Origin of the sequence: Corallococcus interemptor (assembly GCF_003668875.1) — a bacterium.
Classification (GTDB): domain Bacteria; phylum Myxococcota; class Myxococcia; order Myxococcales; family Myxococcaceae; genus Corallococcus; species Corallococcus interemptor.
Genome location: NZ_RAWM01000008.1, coordinates 94,829 through 109,723, shown reverse-complemented (window position 1 = coordinate 109,723; position 14,895 = coordinate 94,829). Strand labels below are relative to the sequence as shown.

General features: G+C 70.3%; 15 protein-coding genes. 7 read left to right on the top strand and 8 right to left on the bottom strand.

Annotated elements, in window-relative coordinates:
• The first annotated feature begins 1 nt into the window (after position 1).
• Positions 2-925, top strand: a complete 924-nt coding sequence (locus tag D7X96_RS05140; protein WP_121769132.1) for a hypothetical protein — start codon at positions 2-4, stop codon at positions 923-925.
• 117 nt (positions 926-1,042) lie between these two features.
• Positions 1,043-1,843, top strand: a complete 801-nt coding sequence (locus D7X96_RS05135) for a hypothetical protein (protein ID WP_147468237.1) — start codon at positions 1,043-1,045, stop codon at positions 1,841-1,843.
• Positions 1,844-1,869: 26 nt separating this feature from the next.
• Here the strand turns inward: D7X96_RS05135 and D7X96_RS05130 are convergent, their stop codons facing one another.
• Positions 1,870-2,517, bottom strand: coding sequence for a tetratricopeptide repeat protein (locus tag D7X96_RS05130; RefSeq protein ID WP_121769130.1), 648 nt, complete (start codon positions 2,515-2,517; stop codon positions 1,870-1,872).
• A 170-nt stretch (positions 2,518-2,687) separates the two neighbouring features.
• Between D7X96_RS05130 and D7X96_RS05125 the strand changes: the two genes are divergently transcribed.
• On the top strand, positions 2,688-3,380 hold the full coding sequence (locus D7X96_RS05125) for a DUF1361 domain-containing protein (protein ID WP_120546642.1): 693 nt from the start codon (positions 2,688-2,690) through the stop codon (positions 3,378-3,380).
• A 1-nt stretch (position 3,381) separates the two neighbouring features.
• Here the strand turns inward: D7X96_RS05125 and D7X96_RS05120 are convergent, their stop codons facing one another.
• The 4 genes from D7X96_RS05120 to D7X96_RS05105 all read right to left on the bottom strand — a co-directional run bounded on the left by D7X96_RS05120 (position 3,382) and on the right by D7X96_RS05105 (position 8,090).
• Positions 3,382-3,900, bottom strand: coding sequence for a GFA family protein (locus D7X96_RS05120; RefSeq protein ID WP_121769129.1), 519 nt, complete (start codon positions 3,898-3,900; stop codon positions 3,382-3,384).
• 48 nt (positions 3,901-3,948) lie between these two features.
• Complete coding sequence (locus D7X96_RS05115; RefSeq protein WP_121769128.1) at positions 3,949-6,423, bottom strand: PQQ-dependent sugar dehydrogenase; 2,475 nt, start codon at positions 6,421-6,423, stop codon at positions 3,949-3,951.
• 96 nt (positions 6,424-6,519) lie between these two features.
• The gene (locus D7X96_RS05110; RefSeq protein ID WP_244219451.1) at positions 6,520-7,176 is read right to left on the bottom strand and encodes a hypothetical protein; all 657 of its coding nucleotides are present in this window, start codon (positions 7,174-7,176) and stop codon (positions 6,520-6,522) included.
• A gap of 11 nt (positions 7,177-7,187) precedes the next feature.
• Positions 7,188-8,090, bottom strand: coding sequence for an endonuclease/exonuclease/phosphatase family protein (locus D7X96_RS05105; protein ID WP_244219450.1), 903 nt, complete (start codon positions 8,088-8,090; stop codon positions 7,188-7,190).
• Positions 8,091-8,324: 234 nt separating this feature from the next.
• On the opposite strand from D7X96_RS05105, the gene D7X96_RS05100 reads away from it, so the two are divergent.
• Complete coding sequence (locus tag D7X96_RS05100) at positions 8,325-9,629, top strand: DUF445 domain-containing protein (protein WP_120546585.1); 1,305 nt, start codon at positions 8,325-8,327, stop codon at positions 9,627-9,629.
• Between the two features lie 60 nt (positions 9,630-9,689).
• Here the strand turns inward: D7X96_RS05100 and D7X96_RS05095 are convergent, their stop codons facing one another.
• Positions 9,690-10,328: a glutathione binding-like protein gene (locus D7X96_RS05095; protein WP_121769126.1), complete on the bottom strand. Its 639-nt coding sequence runs from the start codon at positions 10,326-10,328 to the stop codon at positions 9,690-9,692.
• A gap of 105 nt (positions 10,329-10,433) precedes the next feature.
• Between D7X96_RS05095 and D7X96_RS05090 the strand changes: the two genes are divergently transcribed.
• Positions 10,434-11,363, top strand: a complete 930-nt coding sequence (locus D7X96_RS05090) for a LysR family transcriptional regulator (protein ID WP_121769125.1) — start codon at positions 10,434-10,436, stop codon at positions 11,361-11,363.
• A 13-nt stretch (positions 11,364-11,376) separates the two neighbouring features.
• Here the strand turns inward: D7X96_RS05090 and D7X96_RS05085 are convergent, their stop codons facing one another.
• Positions 11,377-11,949, bottom strand: coding sequence for a hypothetical protein (locus tag D7X96_RS05085; protein WP_147442627.1), 573 nt, complete (start codon positions 11,947-11,949; stop codon positions 11,377-11,379).
• Between the two features lie 209 nt (positions 11,950-12,158).
• Here D7X96_RS05085 and D7X96_RS05080 point away from each other — a divergent pair, with 209 nt between their 5' ends.
• Positions 12,159-12,917, top strand: a complete 759-nt coding sequence (locus D7X96_RS05080; RefSeq protein ID WP_158626556.1) for an MltR family transcriptional regulator — start codon at positions 12,159-12,161, stop codon at positions 12,915-12,917.
• A gap of 112 nt (positions 12,918-13,029) precedes the next feature.
• Here D7X96_RS05080 and D7X96_RS05075 read toward each other — a convergent pair whose 3' ends face one another.
• Positions 13,030-14,043, bottom strand: coding sequence for a methyltransferase (locus D7X96_RS05075; RefSeq protein ID WP_121769123.1), 1,014 nt, complete (start codon positions 14,041-14,043; stop codon positions 13,030-13,032).
• Positions 14,044-14,125: 82 nt separating this feature from the next.
• On the opposite strand from D7X96_RS05075, the gene D7X96_RS05070 reads away from it, so the two are divergent.
• Entirely contained in the window at positions 14,126-14,881 is a 756-nt protein-coding gene (locus D7X96_RS05070) for a PA5033 family protein (protein ID WP_121724289.1), read from the top strand.
• The last annotated feature ends 14 nt before the right edge of the window (positions 14,882-14,895 follow it).

The following is a 14,895-nucleotide window of genomic DNA, read 5'->3' as shown; positions in this document are numbered from 1 at the left end:
CATGAAAGCCCTGCTCAACACCGGCATCCTGCTCATGTGGGGGCTGGCGGCCATCGCCTGCGTCGACCCCGAGGACAAGCCGTCGAACGTGCACGACCTGCGGGTGCTCGGCGTCTCCACGGAGCAGCCGGAGCTCATCGCCTCCACCTGCGAGCAGACCCCGGAGGCCTTCGACGAGCTCGCGGAGGAGGTCACGTACCGCGCGCTCCTGGTGGACCCCGCGGGCGAGGGACGCCCCATCCAGTACACGCTGTGGGCGTGCGCGGATCAGGCAGACAGCACGTGCGCGACCGAGGCGGACCGCGTGCTGCTCGCGGAGGGCACCACGACCGCGGGCGAGCTGACGTTCCCCATCCGCCCCGGCGCGGCGCGGGTCGCGGGGGACAAGCTCCTGCTGGAGCGCGTGCTGGAGGAGGACGCCTACAAGGGGCTGGGAGGCATCCGCATGCCGCTGGTGCTGCGCGTGACGGCGGGCGACGAGGAGGTCTACGCGCAGAAGCTGATGGTCTTCTGGTGCCCGGTGGTGGAGGGCATGACAGCCAACGTGCAGCCGGTGATTCCGGGCCTGCGGGTGGATGACGTGCCCTGGCCGGAGGAGGTGCCCCTGGAGCTGAGCGGCCCCGGCCCCTTCGTGGTGACGTCCGAGGACGTGTCGGACCGCGAGGAGAGCTACGTGGTGCCCGGCCTGCGGCTGGACGCCGTGCACCTCAAGGAGGCGTGGGAGATCGCCTGGTACACCACGCTGGGGAAGTTCAACCTGTCGGAGACGGGCGGCGCGGACTTCGGTGGCCAGCAGGGACGCCACCGCGTGGAGTGGGAGCCGGCGGAGGGCGCGGCGGCCCAGGACGTGACGTTCTATGCCGTGGTGCGGGACGGACGCGGCGGCAGCTCCTGGGTGATGCGCCAGGCGCGCTGGAGCCCCTGAATGTGACGCCGTGGACCGGCACCGCGCAGTCGTGTCGGTCCACGGGTCAGTGTGCGCACCCTGCCCCCGCTTCCACCTTGGCCCCGGGTTTCCGAAAACCACACAAGGGGGCGGCGGATGAAACGGTTGAAAGGGGTGTTGGGGATCCTCTCGCTGGTCGCGGGGCTTGGCTGCTCCAGCACCTACGACCCGTACTATTACGACTACGTCTATTACGACCCGTACTACGGGGCCTATGACGCGGCCTGGAGCTATGCCTGGGTCGACCCTGTCTACGGCTATTGGTATTACAGCCTCCCGGTGCGGGCGAAGGGGCTCCCCGCGGACCCGAACGCGGCGGCCGCGCAGCTCGCGGCGAGCGCCGGCACCACCTTCACCCCCGCGGGTTGCGCCACCGCGACCGCGACGGGCGCGACGGTGAACTACACCTTCGACAACTGCTCGGCGCCGGTGTCGCTCCAGGACATCTCCGGCAACGTGCAGGTGGTGCTGTCAGACAACCAGGGGCAGCTGGCCGCGTCCGCCACCTCCAACGGCCTCACCATCAACGGCGAGCCCTACAACCTGTCGCTCCAGGTCGCTGGCACCCCGCCCAATGGCAACCAGCGCGTGGTGACCATCACCTCCAACAGCTACTCGCCCAACCGGCTCGACTCGCGCACGACCCAGAGCACGGTCAAATGGGAGGCGGGCACCGGGTGCATCACCGTGGACGGCCAGTCGACGTCCACGCGGGGCAACCTCAGCGCGACGTCGACGGTGTCCGGCTACCAGCGCTGTGATCAGCAGTGCCCCACGGCGGGCACGGTGACCGTGCAGACCAGCGAGGGGACGTTCACGTCGACGTTCAACGGCAGCAACAACCTTCAGGTCAACGCGCCGAACGGCGACACCCAGTCGTATTCCATCGACTGCTGAGGGCCGGGCATGGCGCCAGGCCGGGCTCACTTCGTGCCTGGCGCCTGTGCCTGGTCCCGCTCGTACGCATCGATCTGGGACACCAGGCCCTTCGCGGCCTTGCAGGCGGGGTCTGCATCGCCGAGCGCGCAGGCGCGGCCCAGCACCTCACGCGCCTTCTTCAGGTCGCGCGGCACGCTCTTGCCCTGGACGAGTTCGAGGCCGTGCATGGCGCAGCCCCAGGGATCTCCCCGCGCGCACGTCCGCTCGTAGGTGAGCGCGACACACTTCAGACGCCAGGCGGCGCCTTCCTTCTCGACCTGGAGGCCCGCGGCCCGGTTCGTACAGCCCGACATGTCGCCCAGCGCGCAGGAGCGATAGAAGAGCGGCTCCGCCCAGTCGCGGGTCTGCTTGTCGTCCTGGAGGACGAGGGCAAGGCTGTAGCAGGCGGTGACGTCCGAGCCGAAGCACGCTTCCGCGCACCAGGAGAGGCGCTTGTCACAGTAGGTGGTGAAGTCCTTCTTCTCCGCCGGGCGATCCGGGACGACGTCCGCCGGGCACCCCTCCCGCTCCACGACGCTCACGCGCGAGCGCACGATGTCGAGCGCCTGCGCGCGATCCTCTTCCGGCGTCAACGGACGGCGGCAGGCCACGCCCCCCAGCAGCAGCAATGCGAACGGCACGACTCGGAACATGGCGCTCCCGTGTGAATCCCCAGGGAGGATAGCGCGGACTGGCCCGGGCCTTGCTCAAGGGGCCTGCCCGAGGGCTCCATCGACGGCGCTCCGGGTCCATGCCCTTCCCGGAAGCCGCGGCTTCCGTGGCCATTCCGCCACGGTGCGCGGCTGGCCCGCCACACGCCACCATGTCCCGACCGCCTCCTGCCTCCGTCCCCAGCCGCCATGGCCTGCTGCCCGCCATCCTGTGCAGCTTCCTCGCGGTGGACCTGCTGGCCCTCCGGCTCGACTGGAGCGAGCGCGCCAGCTTCGCCTTCCTGGCGTGGAACCTGTTCCTGGCGTGGGCGCCCTACACGCTGGCCCTGCTCGCGCGGGCGCTGATGGTGCGGGGCCTGGACCGGCCGTGGCTCCTGGCGCCGCTGGCATTGGGGTGGCTGGCGCTGTTCCCCAACGCGCCCTACCTCCTCACCGACTTCATCCACCTGCGTCAGCGGCCCGTGGTCCCGCTCTGGTTCGACGCGGTCCTGCTGGCCCTCTTCGCCGCCACCGGGTGGATGCTGGGCCTGCTGTCGCTGGCGGTCTGGAAGCGGTGGCTGGAGGAGCGCTGGGGCGCCAGGGCCGCGTGGGCCTTCGTCGGCATCACCTCCGTCCTGTGTGGCTATGGCATCTACCTGGGCCGCGTGGAGCGCTGGAACAGCTGGGACGTGCTCGCGGAGCCGCAGCGCCTCTTCGCCGCCATGGCCTCGCACGTGCGCAATCCCTTCGCGCACCCCGCCCTCCCAGCCGTCACCCTCCTCTTCGCCCTGCTGCTGCCGCTGTCCTACGCCGGCTTCGAGGCGCTCCTGACCCGCCTGTGCCGGCGCCGCGCGCGCCTGGGGTGAATCAGCGCTTCAGCAGCATGGGGATCCACGCGAGGAAGAGCTTCGTCATGAACCGGACCGACAGGAAGCTCGGATGGTTCGGGACATCGTTGGGGAGCTCCACGCCCGCGGGTTTGTAGCGGGTGCAGGTGCGCAGCTCCAACGGTGGCACCTCGCCGGTGAACCGGTTGCCGTAGACCGAGTACCAGTGCGGCCCCGAGCCCATGTCCATGTACATCCCCGAGTTGCAGCACGTCGCGACGAGCCGCTTCGTCGGGGAAGCGTCCTTGAGCGTGAAGCCCGACAGGAGCGACTCTCCCCGGGAGACGCGGAGGCGATCCTTCCGGTAGAGGATGAAGTCCGTGCCGCCCAGCGGGCCGCGAGGCGACGGCGCGTTCGGAAGGGCTTCGATCCGGCGGCCCCCCTCCTGGCAGTCGTCGCAGAAGCACTCGACGTGGATGATGGGCGGTCCCCGCCCTTCGAGTTCCACCTGTCCACACGCACAGGTGGCGGTCCGGATGACGTCGTTCTTCTCGGGCATCCGCCTCGTCTATTACGGCGGCGGCGCGACCACGAGCGCTTTCACCGGCTACCGGAACCACTGGAGCCCGGCGACGGCGTCACCGCCGTGCTCGTAGTACTCGACGACGACGGAGTGCTCACCGGAGCGCATCCAGCGTGCCTGCACGTAGCTGGTGGAGGATTGGTCCCTCCAGCCATTGATGACGCGGCTGCCATCCACGAAGACGCGGATGCCGTCGTCCGCCTGGGCCATGAAGAAGTACAGGCCCGTCGCGAAGGAGAAGCGCCCCGTCCAGCGCACGGAGAAGTCATCCGGCCCCACGCCCTCCACGGGGCTGCCTGCCCACCAGTAATTCATGAGCGGAGCCCCCTCGCAGCGCACCCGCACCGGGGAGCCCGCCAGCTCCCGGTTGGTGAAGTACTCCGCCCGGTACTGGCCCGGCGGGCACTCCGTGGGCGCGACAGGCTCGAAGAAGGCCGTGAGGCCCACGTCCTCCGTGCCCACCTGGAAGGTGTGCTCCGCGGGCCCGCCGTCGGACCAGCCGACGAAGCCGTACGCGCCTTGAGGGGATGGCGCGATGACCGTGTGCGTGGAGCCCGCGATCACGGAGCGCACCCGAGGCGCTGGGCCGGCCGTGCCGTCGAACACCACCTCCATCCCGGGCGGTGACGTCTGCACCGTCACCTGCACCTTCCGGGGAAGCAGCGTCACCGTCCGGCTGCCCGTCAGCCCCGCCGAGTCCGTCGCGGTCAGCGTCAATTCGAAGCGCACGTCATCGCCGTGGTCAGGGATGGTGAGCGTGCCGCCAGGTCCCTGGCTTTCGCCGTACGGATGCGAATGGCACGCGCCCGGGGTGCAGTGCACCAGCGTGACGGTCCACGCCAGGCGGTTGTCCGGGATGGCTCCGTCCTCCGCGTCGCTCGCCGAGCCCGCGTACGTCACCACGTCCCCCACCTTGAAGCGAAAGGACTCCGGCGGCGCGAGCAGGGTCACCACGGGCGACAGGTTCCCCACGGAGATGCGCACGGAGGCCGTGTGGCTGCCGCCATGTCCGTCGCTGACGGTCAGCCGGGCCACGTAGAGGCCGGCCATCTCGTAGGTGTGCTCCGGGTTCGCCACGCCCGACATGGAGACGCCGTCCCCGAAGTCCCACAGGTACTGGAGCGCGTCGCCGTCCGCGTCGCGGGAGCCGGCGCTGGAGAAGAACACCTGCAAGGGAGGTACACCCTCGCGCGGCGTGGCCGAGGCCACCGCGACCGGCGGCGTGTTGTTGGCCGGGTAGCGGATGCGGCGCAGCTCTCCGGCGAGGATGTCCACGACGTGGAGCTGCGAGTCCGGCCCGCTGCTCAGGTCCACGACGCCGCCCGCCTCCGTGGCGAAGGCCGCCACGCTGCCCGGAACGAGCTGGTCGTGCTCATCCACCCGCAGGGCCCGGATCCACTGCTGGGCGTAGTCCGCGAAGAAATACGCGCCCCGCCACTGCTCCGGGAACGCCGGGTCCAGGATGAAGGCGCCGCCCGTGGACGTCTGTCCTTCGGCGTGCGTCCAGGAATACAGCGGCGGCCGCACCGCGCCCGGCCCCCGCGCGTACAGCGCCTGGCACACGGCCTTGGGCTCATAGCCGCGCTGGCGGCCCGGGCCCTCGTAGCAGGGCCAGCCGAAGTTCGAGCCCGGCGTCGCGACGTTGATCTCCTCGTGCTCGTTCCAGCCGACGTCCCCCACGTAGGGCGTGGCGGTGCCGGGCCGCAGGTTGAAGCGGTAGGGATTGCGCAAGCCCAGCGCCCACACCTTCGAGCGGTTGGCCTGGCCATCCCCATTCCAGAACGGGTTCGACGGCACGCCCGCGCCGGTGCGCGTCACGCGCAGCAGCTTGCCCGCCAGCGAGTCCAGGTCCTGCGCCCGCAGCGCGTCGTCATCCACGCCGTCGAAGCGGGCCCCGTCTCCCAGCGACACGAAGAGCGTGCCGTCCGGCGCGAAGCGGACGTTGCCCACGGAGTGGGAGGCGCTGTCCGAGGGGATGCAGTCCGAGCCGGGAGGCAGGTCCTTGCAGGAGCTGGCCACCGCGGTGCCCACCAGCACGAGTTCGCTGGACGGCGACGCCGTGTCCCCCACCGCCGTGTACCGCGCCAGGCGCGACGTCTTGGGGCCGTCGCCGTCCGTGGCATCGGTGTCGTAGGTGTAGAGCAGGTAGACGTAGCCGTTCCGCGCGAAGTCCGGGTCCACCGCGAGCCCCAGCAGGCCCCGGTCGTGGTGGTTGTTCACCCGCGCGCTGACGTCGAGGAAGGGCGCGGACTGCAGCACGCCGTCCTTCACCAGCCGCACCACGCCCGACTTCTCCGCGACGAGGATGCGCCCATCCGGCAGGTGCGCGAACGTGGTGGGGTAATGCAGGCCGCCCACCACCAGCTCCGAGGAGAAGCCTCCCGGCAGGGCCCGCGCGACGGGCTCCGGGGCCCGGGCCGCCGCCGCCAGCAGCCCCCAGCTCAACCCGAGGCAAAGACAGACAGCGAACGGAACCGGCCAGCGGCGCGGCAAGGACATGAAGCCCCCAGAGGGTGCGAAGCGAGTGGCGCAAGCTGGTGCCTCCACCCGCTCCGGCTACCCGTCCCGGGGCTCCGGGCCGCTGTCACCTCCGCGTCATCGACGCGACGTGTGCCCCCACCGCAGCGTCAGTCCGGCGTAGCCGGCCGGCTGACGGCGGCCGTCCCTGACGTCGAACGGGAGCTCCAGGCCGCCCTCCGCCCGAAGCTCCAGGGAGGGAGAGAGCCGGTACGCGACGCCCAGCGAACCGCCCGGCGCGAACATCAGGTGCGCGCCGTTGAACCTGCCCTGGAAGACGGTGAGCGGGCCCGCGAAGGTCCCCATCAGGGACGCGCCCCCGGTCAGCGTCCACCGTGGGTTGAGCCGGTAGTCCACCAGCGTCTGGGCGCCCAGCCGGAAGTTGAAGGGCTCCGTGGTGTTGTTGGTGATGGGCACGTACCCGACGCCCGCGCTGGGAGCGACCGACACGGTCCAGGGCGAGCGCTCCACCAGCCGGTGCCGCGTCCCCAGCTCCAGGCCCAGCAGGGTGAGGCGTCCACCCCAGTCCCAGTTGTCGCCCGCGCCCTTGCGGAAGGTGAGCTCCGGGTTGGGCAGGTAGGCCCGCTCCCGGCCGCGCTCGAAGGCAATCGTGTTCACGGAGACGCCGACCTCGGTCGTCCCCACGGGCGTCGTCGCCGCGCCCAGGTTCCGCGCTCCGCTCAGACAGCCGGGGCCCACCAGGAGCAGCGCGCCCACCGCCAGGGTCCTGCCCATCCACCGGGCCGTCACCGCGGCCACCCGAAGCGCACCCAGACCGGCTGGTGATCACTCCCGGAGGGGCGCCGGTCCACGCCGCGCTCCACGGGGGTGAGGCCCCGGACGAAGACGGAGTCCAGCGGCAGGCCGCCGATGACGGAGTCCACGGTGTCGCCCACGCCTTCGGACGCCCACTGGAAGCCCCACTTCGAGAACAGCTTCACCGTCTGCGTGAGGCTGCCCGGGTCGGAGGTGTTGAAGTCCCCGGCGATGACCTGCGACGGCACCTCGCCCTCCACCGAGTGGATGACGGTCTCCGCCTGGTCCAACCGGGCGCCCAGCCCCACGATGGGGGTCGCGCCGTGCACGGAGACCACCTGGAAGGGCGTCCCCCGGATGTCCACCGTCGCGGCCACCCCGATGCGGTGCTGCTGGTGATACGGGTCGTCGTGCGGGAGGTTGATCTTCCTGTCCGCGGTGATGGGCCACCGGCTCAATACCGCATTGCCGAAGTCGTCCCCGTCCTTCGCCACGGAGGCCGGGTAGTAGACGTAGGACAGCCCCAGCTCCCGGGCGATGCGCTCCACGGAGGGCGCGTCCATCTCCTGCATCGCGATGACGTCCGCGTTCGCGAGCGGCGGGGTCGACAGGGAGGCGATGGCGTCCGTGACCTGCTCGGCGAAGGCCAGGTTGTACGTCACCACGGTCACCGAGGAGGGAGGCTCCACCGCGGTGGGGACGACCGGCCGGTAGTCTCCGCCATAGCGGGGGCCGGCCTCATCCGGGTAGCTGGGCATGAGCGGGCAGCCGGTCAGGAGCCCGAGCAGCAGCAGCCCCCCCAGCGGCGCGGCAAGCCGCCCCTTCTTCGGTTCGAACGACCTTCTCCGCCGGACGACCGGGCGTGCTTCGGGACACCGTGAGGGCTGGCTCATCCCGGACACGAACCGCAAGTGCGGGAAGAATTTTCCCTTCCGTTCCGGAGCCTGCATGTTCGGGAGGCCGCACAGTTCACCAGTGGCTCCCGTGCCCGCCTGCCCCTCCCGCGAGCAGGGTCCGAAGCGTCCGGGCCAACGCTCACGCGAGACCCGGGCCCCGTATTCGGGCCGGACCTCAATCTCTATCAATGCGCCTCGCCGTTCTACCCGCAGTACCCACGAGGCAGTTGAATGAACCAGGAACAGTTCTCCATGCAGGGGCAGCAGATGTTCGCCGAGGCCCTCAAGGCCCGCATCGTCGATGCCGTGCACGAGCGCGTCGTGTCCGGCCTGGAGGATCGGATCGGCACGGAGATCCGCGAGCGCGTGAGCGACGCGCTCCGCGGTGCGCTGCGTGAGCGCATGGTGAACATGCCGCAGGGCGAGGGGATGGGGATGGGCACGCCGTTCGACACGGAGCCGATCGCCGAGGCCATCCACCACCGCCTCACCGACGTCATCCACGAGCGCGTGGTGTCCGGCGTGCACGAGCGCGCCCGCGAGGTGCTGCGGGAGCGGATGGGCGAGGCGCTGCGCACCGCCCTGGCCGAGAACTGGATGAGCATGCAGCAGGGGCACGGGCACTTCGACCCGCAGCGCATCGCCGAGCGCGTGCGCATCAAGCTGGAGGACTCCCTGCGCGAGCGCCTGGTCACCGTCGCGCGTGAGCGCGTTCGCGACGTCCTGCGCGAGCGTCTGGGCGAGGCCATCCGCACCGCGATGATGGAGCGGAGGATGGGCGGCATGGAGGGCATGGGGATGATGGACCCGGAGCGCATCGCCGACGCCATGCGCACCCGCATCGCCGACGCCGTGTCCGAGCGGATCCACACCGTCATGCGCGAGCGCATCCGCGAGGCGATGAAGGAGCGGCTGCCGGACATGCTGCGCTCCGCGCTGTCCGAGCGCCGGATGCAGGGCATGGGGCAGATCGACCCGGAGCGCCTGGCGGACACCCTCCGCGAGCGCCTGGCGGACACCCTCCGCGAGCGCATCCAGACCGGCCTGCGTGAGCGCGTGCGGGACGCGCTGCGCGAGCGCCTGGGCGACGAACTGCGCGCCCGGATCAGCGAGCGCGCCCAGGGCGTCATGGGCTTCCAGCCGCAGGGCGTGGGGATGGGGATGGTGGACCCGGAGCGCATCGCCGAGGCGCTGCGCGGGCGCCTGGTGGACGCGCTCCACGAGCGGCTGTCCAGCAACCTGCGCGAGCACCTGCACGAGGCGCTGCGCGACCGGCTGGGCGACGCCATCCGCGAGTCGATGGGCGCCATGGGCCACACGATGCGCGTCGGGTACGGGGAGCAGCACGTGGGCGGCTTCCAGCCCCAGGCGCAGGGCCCCGGCCCGGTGGACACGGAGACCCTCGTGTCCGCCATCCGCGAGCGCGTGGGCGAGGACCTCCGTGAGCGCATGGCGAACATGGTCCGCGACCGCGTCAGCGAGGCCGTGCGCCGGGAGCTGAAGAACGGCTCCCCCAGCAACCAGCCCCTGGCCTGACGGAAGTCTGAAGTCTCCCTCCCCTCCTCCGCCCGCGTCAGGAGGAGGCGGAGGGAGCGCTCACGCCCGCGTCTTGCGCCGTTCGAGCTGGGCGCCGTAGAGCCGGCGCTCCTCCCGGAGCGCCTTCGCCACGCTGGGCCGCTCCTGCAGGCGCGCGAAGTACGCGGCGATCGCGGGCCACTTCCCCAGGTCGATGGGCGTCACCGCGCTCCAGTTGAGCACCGTCACGAGGTACGCGTCCGCGACGCTGAAGCGCTCCAGCAGGAACTCGCGCCCGTTGAGGTGCTTGTCGAGGTAGGCGAGCCGGCCGTTCCCCCGCTCCAGGGCATACGTCTTCGCGCCCTCGTTCGCCGAGGTGTCGAGGAGCGGCATGAACGTCGCCTTGTGCAGCTCCGTCCCAACGAAGGACAGCCACTGCTGCAGCCGCGTGCGCCCCTTTCCGTCCTCCGGAGCGAGGCTCGCGTGGGGCAGCGCCCCGGCCAGGTACTGCAGGATGGCGGCGTTCTCCGTGAGCACGTCGCCGTCGTCGGTGCGCAGCGCGGGCACCAGCCCCAGCGGATTCACCTCCAGGTAGTCGCGCCCGTCCTGCGTGCGCTTCGCCTTCGAGTCGACCTCGATGAACGTCGCTTCCGTGCCCGCCTCGTAGAAGCAGATGCGGGTCGCGGCGGAGCAGGACAGGGGTGAGAAGTAGAGCTGCATGGGATGTCCTCCGGAACTTCGAGCGTGGGTCTGCGCCAGATGCAGGCGCTACTCTCCTCATCCGGATGGGATGCGTCCAACGCATCGTTGGCATAGACTCAATGCATGGATGACATCGCCCCGCCCTCCTCCCCCCGGCTCGACGTGCGCGACCTGCGCGTGGTGCTGGCCCTGGCCTCCGCTGGAACCACGGCCCGGGCCGCGGCCGCGCTGCACCTGACGCAGCCGGCGGTGAGCCGCGCGCTGCTCGCGGCGGAGGACCGGCTGGGGACGCGCCTCTTCGACCGGACCCCGCGCGGGCTCGTGCCCACCCCCGCGGGACAGGAGCTCGTCTCGGGCGCCACGCGGCTGCTGCTGGAGCTGGGCGACCTGGAGCACCGCGTGCGCGCGCCGGTGGCGCCGTCCATCCGGATGAGGCTCGTGTGCGAGTGCTACACCGCCTACCACTGGCTGCCGTCCGCGCTGGTGACGCTGCGCAAGAGCCTGCCGGGCATCCACCTGTCGCTGGCGGTGGAGCACACGCAGGAGCCCGTCCCCGCCCTGGTGGCGGGAGAGCTGGACGTGGCGCTGCTCACGACGTCCTCCGTGCCGCGCGCTGGCATCGAGTGCCGGCCGCTCTTCTCCGATGAGATCATCTTCGTGATGGCCGCGTCGCACCCGCTGGCGTCCCGCAAGGCGCTCACCCGCGATGACTTGCGCGAGCACACGCTGCTGACCGGACAGACGCCCGCGGCGGAGTCGCACTGGTTCATGGCGCAGGTCTTCGGCCGCGAGCGGCCCCGGCTGCGCATCGAGCGGCTGCCGCTGACGGAGGCCATCCTCGACGTGGCCCGCGCGGGCCTGGGCATCGCCGTGCTCTCCGAGTGGATCACCACGCCGCACCTGGGCAAGGGCGACCTCGTGGTGAAGCGGCTCGCGTCAGGGCCCCTGCGCAGGCCCTGGCGGATGGCCTGGAGGAACGAGGTCCAGGACGCCGCGCTCCGCCTCCACGCCGCGCTCGAGTCCTCGGTGCCCCGGGGACTCGCGGTGGGTTGAAAGCCGCTCCGTCTCAGCTGGGAGGCGCGGGCGGGGGTTCGGGAGCCTCGAAGGCCTCCCGCGCGCGCTGCCGCTCTTCGCGGTGTTTGGAGATCAGCGCTCGCGCCTTCTCCTTCTGCGCGTCGTCCAGGAGCGCCTCGACGTCCCGGTAGGCCGCCGCCTCGTTGTCCTCCATGGCCTGGAGCAGGGCCTGCTGCCGCTTCAGGTCCTCTTCGGTCAGCGGCGTGAGCGGCCTGGGGGGAGCCCTGTACGCGGGCCGCCCTCCCAGGCCCACGGGGGTGTTCGGGTTCCCCGCCCTGGGGCTGCGTGGGGGGCCGCCCTCCCCCGGGGGCGGTTCGGGGTGCCGGACCTGCCGGAGCTGCTCGCGCAGGGGCCGGTTGGCCGCCTCGAGCGCCTCCTCCTTCTGGCCCACCTGGATCAACTGGTCCGTGGTGAGCGCCAGCGCCTCATGGTTCTCCAGCAGCAGCGCGAGCGGCGACTGGAAGAGGATCCGCGGCGGAGGCGGACGCTCCGGACGTTCCGGGGACGAAGCGCAGGCGGCGACAAGGCCCATCAGCAACCACGGCACGAGATGGCGAGGCGACATCGGTCCTCCATGGGGCGTGTTCCTCCGTTCTCTATGCCGAAGTCACGCCCCGCAGAAGAGCCTGGCCGTCGGTGCGGCTCAGCAGGCGATGAAGCTCACGAACCGGCCCGCATGGAGTTCCCCTCTCAAAGACGAGATTGTCTTCGAAGCGATGCCTGCCGATAATGACTTGCATCGTTGAACCAGAAGCGCAGGGGCTGGTGAAAAGAATGAGCAACGAGAACCGGACGGACCCGGGAGGGAATCCGACGCTGGCCCCCGAGCCTGCGATTGCACCCGAACTCCAGGACCAGGCCCGGGCAATCATGGAGAGCCTCGAACAGGAGGCGAAGGAGGTCACAGCCGCGGGGCGCACATTCACCCAGGATGACGCCTGGAGGGTCTTCGCCAGGTTCAACGTCGGCGTGCCAGGCGACATTCAGGCGCGCCATGCGGCCCTTGAATCGGAGTCCGACCGTGGCTGCGCGCTGATTGGAGCCGCGTTCCTGGATGAAAAGCTCGAAGCCCTTCTTCGCAACTTCTTCATCGATGACAAGAAGGTTGCTGACGCGTTGCTGAAGCCCAATTCGCCCCTGGGGGCGTTCTCAGCACGCATCAGGATGTGCAGGGCGCTTGGACTGCTCTCCAGGGAAGCGTGTCGGATGCTTGGTTTCGTGCGGGGGATCAGGAATGAGTTCGCGCATGTCTCCGAGGACCTGACGTTCGAGACGCAGAAGATCCGGGACCCCTGCGTTTCGATGTGGGGTGAGGCGCTTCCCCCAGGAGGAGCGCGTCAGGTTTTTGTCAGGGTCGTCATCGCCATGGCAGGGCGGATTGACCGGGCCTGTGTTGAAGCGCTCGCGACTCGACGAGTCACCCCTCCAGATGAAGTCCGGCCATCCGCCGAGGCAGCCGTGTTCCTGGAAGTGCAACGCCTGCTTCAATTGGATGGGCCACAAGCCTCGGATGAAGACGACGAGGTCGAGTGAGATGCACTCCTGGGGGCATGGCGGGTGCAGTCGGGGAGTGAGGGCCGGATGAGGGAGATGGCCTGCACCTGCCCAACACGGGCGTGAGGAGGAAACGGACAGGACCCTTCGCCTACGCGGCCACGGCCTCGGTGATGCTGAGCGCGGCCGGCGTGGGGATGACGCGCGACAGGCGCAGGCCGGCCCGGGCGAAGAGCTTGCGGAGGTCCTCTTCCGTGCGCTCCCGCCCCCCGGGCAGCGAGGCCAGCATCATCACGTCCAGCACCTTGCCCCCATGCGGCGCGCTCCCGGGAGGGATGACGGTGTCCACCACCAGCACCCGGCCGCCCTCGGCCATCGCGCGGCGGCAGTGGCGCAGGATGTCCACGCACACGTCGTCGCTCCAGTCGTGGAGGATGCGCTTGAGGACGTACGCGTCCGCGCCCGGGGGCACCGACTGGAAGAAGTCCCCCTCCACCAGCTCGCAGCGTTCGGAGAATCCCGCGGCCGCGATGCGCGCCTCGTCGAGGACGTGCCGGTGGTCGAAGAGCACGCCCCGGACCGGCGGCGCGGACTGGAGCACTTCGATGAGGAAGCCGCCGTGACCTCCGCCCACGTCCACCACCTGCCGGCAGGCGCTGAAGTCGTAGCTGCGCGCGATGGGGCCGTTCTCCAGGTCCGACAGGCTGGACATGCCCCGGTGGAAGGTGGCGCCCGCCGACGCGTTGCTCGCGAGGTGGTCGAAGAAGGGCTTGCCGAAGATGCTCTCGAACGCGTTCTTCCCCGTCCGCACCGTCTGCGTGAGCGCGCCGGTGGGGGCCCAGAAGATGTCCTGCGTGAGCATCAACACCGCGCTGCGCAGGGAGCCGGGAGCCCGGGTGCGCAGCAGGTCGGACGCGGGGGTGAGCGCGAAGTTCCCGGCGTCGTCCTCGGAGAACACACCCGCGCTCGCCAGCAGCCGCAGCACCCGGTACAGCGCCGCCGCGTCCGCGCCCACCGCTTCCGCGAGCAGGGCCGCGCTCTTCGGGCCCTGCTCCAGGTGGTCCGCGACGCCCAGTTCCGCCGCTGTCGCCAGCGCGCCGGAGAGGATGAAGCCAAAGCCAAGGTCGACGATGAGCTGCGCCGGATGGACGGAGGGAGCGGCCATCCCGGGGTCGTACTCCCGGTCAAATCCAGACGTCAACCCGTTGTCCACACCCCAAGGAGAGACCATGAAGAAGGCGTTGCGAATGAATGGAAGCGGAGTGGTGATCGCGGCCGTGCTCGCGCTCGGCTGTGGCGGAGTCCCCGAGGAGCAGCCGGCCCCGGAGTCCCACCAGGAGGCGGCGCTCACCGTCACCGGCGACTTCGACGGTGATGGGAACAGCGACACGCTCACCACCAGCCTGACGGGCATTTCCATCAACCACCCGGCGAAGGGCACGACGAAGTTCTACGGCTTCAGCGGCAGCTTCGCCGTGAACAACGCCACGCAGGACCTGGATGGAACGGTGGGCCTGGAGGTGGTGGTCGTCACCAGCGGCGGCATCAGCGTCATCACCGACAAGAAGGGGACGTCGCAGTTCTATTCCTTCTCCGGCAGCTTCTCGATCGTGAACGTGAGCGACACGGATGGAGTCGCGGGCGCGGAGGTCGTCACGGCGGCGCTGGGCGGCGTCAGCGTCATCCGGCACCGGAGCGCCAGCAGCTACTTCTATCCGTTCTCCGGGACGTATCAGGTCAACACGGTGGTGGACACGAACGGCGTCGCGGGCGCGGACATCGTCGTGGTGGCGAAGAACAGCACCAGCCAGGGCATCTCCATCATCCACGACTCGAACAAGACCTCGCAGTACTACGCCTTCAACACCAACTTCACCATCACGGCGGCGTGTAACTCGGACGGGGTCGCGGGCGCGGAGCTGTTCATCTCCACGTCCACGAACAAGTACATCCTCAAGGACCGGACCGGTCAGACGACGACCACGACGCAGACGGGCTGCTGAAAGCAGGGTGGAGC

Bases quoted from the DNA above. Each gene is read 5' to 3' on its own strand.
- D7X96_RS05130 (WP_121769130.1), bottom strand. From the start codon at position 2,517: ATGTTCCGAGTCGTGCCGTTCGCATTGCTGCTGCTGGGGGGCGTGGCC.
- D7X96_RS05100 (WP_120546585.1), top strand. From the start codon at position 8,325: ATGAACCAGGAACAGTTCTCCATGCAGGGGCAGCAGATGTTCGCCGAG.
- D7X96_RS05105 (WP_244219450.1), bottom strand. From the start codon at position 8,090: ATGAGCCAGCCCTCACGGTGTCCCGAAGCACGCCCGGTCGTCCGGCGG.
- D7X96_RS05135 (WP_147468237.1), top strand. From the start codon at position 1,043: ATGAAACGGTTGAAAGGGGTGTTGGGGATCCTCTCGCTGGTCGCGGGG.
- D7X96_RS05090 (WP_121769125.1), top strand. From the start codon at position 10,434: ATGGATGACATCGCCCCGCCCTCCTCCCCCCGGCTCGACGTGCGCGAC.
- D7X96_RS05140 (WP_121769132.1), top strand. From the start codon at position 2: ATGAAAGCCCTGCTCAACACCGGCATCCTGCTCATGTGGGGGCTGGCG.
- D7X96_RS05125 (WP_120546642.1), top strand. From the start codon at position 2,688: ATGTCCCGACCGCCTCCTGCCTCCGTCCCCAGCCGCCATGGCCTGCTG.
- D7X96_RS05080 (WP_158626556.1), top strand. From the start codon at position 12,159: ATGAGCAACGAGAACCGGACGGACCCGGGAGGGAATCCGACGCTGGCC.
- D7X96_RS05075 (WP_121769123.1), bottom strand. From the start codon at position 14,043: ATGGCCGCTCCCTCCGTCCATCCGGCGCAGCTCATCGTCGACCTTGGC.
- D7X96_RS05095 (WP_121769126.1), bottom strand. From the start codon at position 10,328: ATGCAGCTCTACTTCTCACCCCTGTCCTGCTCCGCCGCGACCCGCATC.
- D7X96_RS05110 (WP_244219451.1), bottom strand. From the start codon at position 7,176: ATGGGCAGGACCCTGGCGGTGGGCGCGCTGCTCCTGGTGGGCCCCGGC.
- D7X96_RS05120 (WP_121769129.1), bottom strand. From the start codon at position 3,900: ATGCCCGAGAAGAACGACGTCATCCGGACCGCCACCTGTGCGTGTGGA.
- D7X96_RS05115 (WP_121769128.1), bottom strand. From the start codon at position 6,423: ATGTCCTTGCCGCGCCGCTGGCCGGTTCCGTTCGCTGTCTGTCTTTGC.
- D7X96_RS05070 (WP_121724289.1), top strand. From the start codon at position 14,126: ATGAATGGAAGCGGAGTGGTGATCGCGGCCGTGCTCGCGCTCGGCTGT.
- D7X96_RS05085 (WP_147442627.1), bottom strand. From the start codon at position 11,949: ATGTCGCCTCGCCATCTCGTGCCGTGGTTGCTGATGGGCCTTGTCGCC.